The organism is Streptomyces sp. URMC 123 (assembly GCF_051386515.1).
Classification (GTDB): Bacteria; Actinomycetota; Actinomycetes; order Streptomycetales; family Streptomycetaceae; genus Streptomyces.
Window position 1 is genome coordinate 1 of record NZ_JBPQTV010000424.1, and the last position, 4638, is coordinate 4638.

The following is a 4638-nucleotide window of genomic DNA, read 5'->3' on the forward strand; positions in this document are numbered from 1 at the left end:
CCCCGACACGCCCCAACGGGTGACGCCCCGGCCGATGGCCCCGCCGCCTCAGCGGGCGGTGAAGCGGGTGGGGGCCGAGGTGCTCGTGCCGCCGGTGGGGAGGGGTTGGGACGGGCAGTCGGAGAGCACCGTCACCATCGCGTCCCGCTCCGCGTCGGTCACCCACAGCTCGTACTTGCGCTTCACCGCCACCTGCCGGGCCACGTACTCGCAGCGGTAGCCCTTGTTCGGGGGCAGCCAGGTCGCCGTGTCGCCGTCGCCCTTCTCGCGGTTGGTCGACGCGTCCACGGCGAGCAGGTTCAACGGGTCGTTGGCCAGGGCTATGCGCTTGCTGGGCTCCCACTGGGACGCGCCCTTCTGCCAGGCGTCGGAGAGCGCCACCACGTGGTCGATGTCCACGCTGCTGCCGCTGCCGCGGGTGAAGGGGACGTCCTTGCCCGTGTACGGGTCGTTCTTCAGCGTGCCGGAGGCCACCTGGCACTCCTGCGACGCGGCCTCCCCCGCCTCGCCCGCCTCCCCGGACCGGCCGCTTCTGGCGCCCTTGCCGCTCTTGCGGTTCCGGCCCGACGTGCCGTCGGTGAAGGCCACGTCCGCGAGGTCGCGCTTGAGGATGTCGTCCCGGGTGCGGCAGCCGTTGCCGTCCGTGTCGGCCCACGGCGTGCCGAACCGCTCCCGCTCGTACCCCGTCTTGGGCGCGCGGCCCTTGACCGTGAGCTCCCGCGCGGCCGCGAGGGCGCTGCCCGGCGTGCCCCGCTTGCCGTCGTCCGGGCCGTCCCCGCCGTCGGAGGAGCAGCCGCCGAGGAGGACGGCCAGGGCCGCCGCCACCGCGGCGGCGCCTCGTACGGACAGGGCGCCACGGGGCATTCGCGTACGTATCACGCCGACCGATCCTAGGAGGCCGGCTCCCGGCGCCGTAACGCGCGGCACCGCGGCGGTGGAGCGCGCCGGGGCCCGCGGCGCGCGCGGTGGCGCCGGGGCCCGTACCCCGGGGCCCCCGACCCCGGCCCCGAGCCCGGCCCTGCCCCTCGCCCCGAGAACCGGGTCAGGAGAGGATCGTGGTGAGGAACTCCCCCGTCCAGGCCAGCAGTTCGCGGCCGACCAGCGGCTTGCCGCCGATGCGCGCGGTCGTCGGCCGCGGCACCAGGATCTGCTGGGTGGCCGGCTTGAACACCGTGCGCGGGTGGAGCCGCTTGAGCCGCAGCTCCTGCGACTCGCGCAACTCCACCGGCCCGAAGCGGATGTTCGAGCCCTGGAGCGTGATGTCGGAGACGCCGCAGGACCGGGCGAGCATCCGCAGCCCCGCCACCAGCAGCAGGTTCTCCACCGGCTCGGGGAGCTTGCCGTAGCGGTCGGTCAGCTCCTCCCGTACGGCCGTGATGTCCTCCTCCGTGGTCGCCGCGGCGATCGCCCGGTACGCCTGGAGCCGCAGCCGCTCGCCCGGCGCGTAGTCGTGCGGAACGTGCGCGTCCACCGGCAGCTCGATCTTGACCTCCAGCGGCGGCTCCTCCTCCACCCCGCCCTCCAGGGAGGCGCGGTAGTCGGCGACGGCCTCGCCCACCATCCGCACGTACAGGTCGAAGCCGACCCCCGCGATATGGCCGGACTGCTCGCCGCCCAGGAGGTTGCCCGCGCCGCGGATCTCCAGGTCCTTCATCGCCACGTACATGCCCGCGCCCATCTCCGTGTGCTGGGCGATGGTCGCCAGCCGCTCGTGGGCGGTCTCCGTCAGCGGCTTCTCCGGCGGGTAGAGGAAGTACGCGTAGCCGCGCTCCCGGCCCCGGCCCACCCGGCCGCGCAGCTGGTGGAGCTGCGAGAGCCCGAACGTGTCGCCGCGCTCCACGATGAGCGTGTTCGCGTTGGAGATGTCGATGCCCGACTCCACGATGGTCGTGGAGACCAGCACGTCGAACTTCTTCTCCCAGAAATCCACCACGACCTGCTCCAGCGCCGTCTCCGACATCTGGCCGTGGGCCGTGGCGATCCGCGCCTCCGGCACGATCTCGCGCAGCCGCGCCGCCGCCCGGTCGATCGACTCCACCCGGTTGTGGATGTAGAAGACCTGGCCCTCGCGGAGCAGCTCGCGGCGGATGGCCGCGCCGATCTGCTTCTGCTCGTACGGGCCCACGAAGGTCAGCACCGGGTGCCGCTCCTCCGGCGGGGTGGTGATCGTCGACATCTCGCGGATGCCGGTGACCGCCATCTCCAGGGTTCGCGGGATCGGCGTCGCCGACATCGTCAGCACGTCCACATTGGCGCGCAGCTTCTTCAGCTGCTCCTTGTGCTCGACGCCGAACCGCTGCTCCTCGTCGACGATGACCAGGCCCAGGTCCTTGAACTTCGTCTCCGAGGAGAACAGCCGGTGGGTGCCGATGACGACGTCCACGGAGCCCTCGCGCAGCCCCTCCAGGACCGCCTTGGCCTCGGTGTCCGTCTGGAACCGCGACAGCGCCTTCACCACGACGGGGAACTGGGCGTAGCGCTCGGAGAAGGTGCCGAAGTGCTGCTGCACCAGCAGCGTCGTGGGCACCAGCACGGCGACCTGCTTGCCGTCCTGGACGGCCTTGAACGCCGCTCTCACCGCGATCTCGGTCTTGCCGTAGCCGACGTCGCCGCAGATCAGCCGGTCCATCGGGACCGCCTTCTCCATGTCCTCCTTGACCTCGGCGATCGTGGTGAGCTGATCGGGGGTCTCGGCGTACGGGAACGCGTCCTCCAGCTCCCGCTGCCAGGGGGTGTCGGGGCCGAAGGTGTGGCCGGGGGCGGCCATCCGCGCCGAGTAGAGCTTGATCAGATCGGCGGCGATCTCCTTGACCGCCTTCTTCGCCCGCGCCTTGGTCTTGGTCCAGTCGGCGCCGCCGAGCCGGTGCAGCGTGGGGGCCTCGCCACCGACGTACTTGGTGATCTGTTCGAGCTGGTCCGTGGGCACGAACAGGCGGTCGCCGGGCTGGCCGCGCTTGGCCGGGGCGTACTCCACCACCAGGTACTCGCGGGTCGCGCCCTGCACCGTGCGCTGCACCATCTCGATGTAGCGGCCCACGCCGTGCTGCTCGTGGACGATGTAGTCGCCCGGCTGGAGGGTCAGCGGGTCGATGGTCTTACGGCGCCGGGCCGGCATCCGGCCCAGGTCCCGGCCGGCCGCCTTCTGCCCGGACAGGTCCGTCTCGGTGAGCACGGCGAGCTTCAGACCGGGGTCGACCAGGCCGTGGTCGAGGGAGCCGCAGGCGACGTGCACCAGCGACGGGGTGATCTCGCCGAGGTCGGCGTCCAGGCGGGCGGCGATGCCCTCGCCGCCGAGCACCTCGACGGTGCGGGCGGCGGTGCCGTGGCCCTCGGTCACGAAGACCGTGCGCCAGCCGTCCGCCAGCCAGCCCTTGGTGTCGGCGAGCGCGCGGGCCGTGTCGCCGCGGTAGCTCTCGGGGGCGCGCAGCCCCAGGGTGACCGTGTCGGCGGAGAGGTCCTCGTCGGCGGCGAAGGGGCTCACCGACCACCACATCATGCCCAGCTCGCGGGCGCGCTCGCGGACGTCCGCGATGCCCCACAGCGAGGCCGCGCCCAGGTCGATCGGGGCCTCGCCGCCGCCCGCGCTCGCCGCCCACGAGGCCTGCAGGAACTCCTGGCTGGTCGCGACGAGGTCCGCGGCCCGGGTACGGACCCGCTCCGGGTCGCAGACCACCGCCATCGTGCCGGCCGGCAGCACGTCCAGCAGCAGCTCCATCTCGTCCACGAGGACGGGGGCGAGGGACTCCATGCCCTCCACGGCGATGCCCTCGGCGATCTTGCCGAGCAGCTCGCCGAGCTCCGGGTGCTCCTCGGCCAGGGCGGCCGCCCGGTGCCGTACGTCGTCGGTGAGCAGCAGCTCACGGCAGGGCGGCGCCCACAGGCCGTGCTCGGCCACCTCCAGGCTCCGCTGGTCGGCCACCTTGAAGTAACGGATCTCCTCGATGTCGTCGCCCCAGAACTCGACCCGGAGCGGGTGCTCCTCGGTCGGCGGGAAGACATCGAGGATGCCGCCGCGCACGGCGAACTCGCCGCGCTTCTCCACCAGCTCCACCCGGGAGTACGCGGCCGCCGCCAGCGCCTCGGTGACCTCCCCGAGGTCGGCGGTCGTGCCCGTGCGCAGCGATACGGGGACGAGCTCGCCCAGGCCCTTGACCTGCGGCTGCAGCACGGAGCGGATGGGGGCCACGACCACGCTCACCGGGCCCGCGCCCGGGTCGTCCGCCGAGGGGTGCGTCAGCCGGCGCAGCACGGCGAGCCGGCGGCCCACGGTGTCCGAGCGGGGCGAGAGCCGCTCGTGCGGGAGGGTCTCCCAGGCGGGGTAGTCGACGACCGCGTCCTCCTGGCCCGCGGGCATCAGCGAGCGCAGCGCGGCGGCCAGGTCCTCGGCCTCGCGGCCGGTGGCGGTGACGGCCAGCACGGGGCGGCCGGCGGAGCGGGCCAGCGCGGCGATCGCGAAGGGCCGCGCGGCGGGCGGCCCCACGAGGTCGAGATGCGGACGGTCGCCGTTGGCCGCGGAGCGCACCGCCTCGGCGAGCGCGGGATCGTTGACGACGACGTCGAGGAGACCGTGCAGGCTCATGAAGGCGGCTTTCCGTCCCGGGGTGGTCAAACGCGGGGGCCCGCCGCGCGGGGGCGGGG

The 4638-nt window shown here is 73.5% G+C and carries 2 protein-coding genes; both read right to left on the reverse strand.

What is annotated here, in order from left to right; all coding sequences use genetic code 11:
- Positions 1 to 48: 48 nt before the first annotated feature.
- Complete coding sequence (locus tag ACSNOD_RS28595; protein WP_436769973.1) at positions 49 to 864, reverse strand: HNH endonuclease family protein; 816 nt, start codon at positions 862 to 864, stop codon at positions 49 to 51.
- Between the two features lie 178 nt (positions 865 to 1042).
- Positions 1043 to 4579 carry a transcription-repair coupling factor gene (gene mfd / locus ACSNOD_RS28600; RefSeq protein ID WP_436769974.1) on the reverse strand — a complete coding sequence of 1179 codons (3537 nt, stop codon included), beginning with the start codon at positions 4577 to 4579 and terminating at the stop codon, positions 1043 to 1045.
- Between the last annotated feature and the right edge of the window lie 59 nt (positions 4580 to 4638).

Bases quoted from the DNA above. Each gene is read 5' to 3' on its own strand.
- ACSNOD_RS28595 (WP_436769973.1), bottom strand. From the start codon at position 864: ATGCCCCGTGGCGCCCTGTCCGTACGAGGCGCCGCCGCGGTGGCGGCG.
- mfd (WP_436769974.1), bottom strand. From the start codon at position 4,579: ATGAGCCTGCACGGTCTCCTCGACGTCGTCGTCAACGATCCCGCGCTC.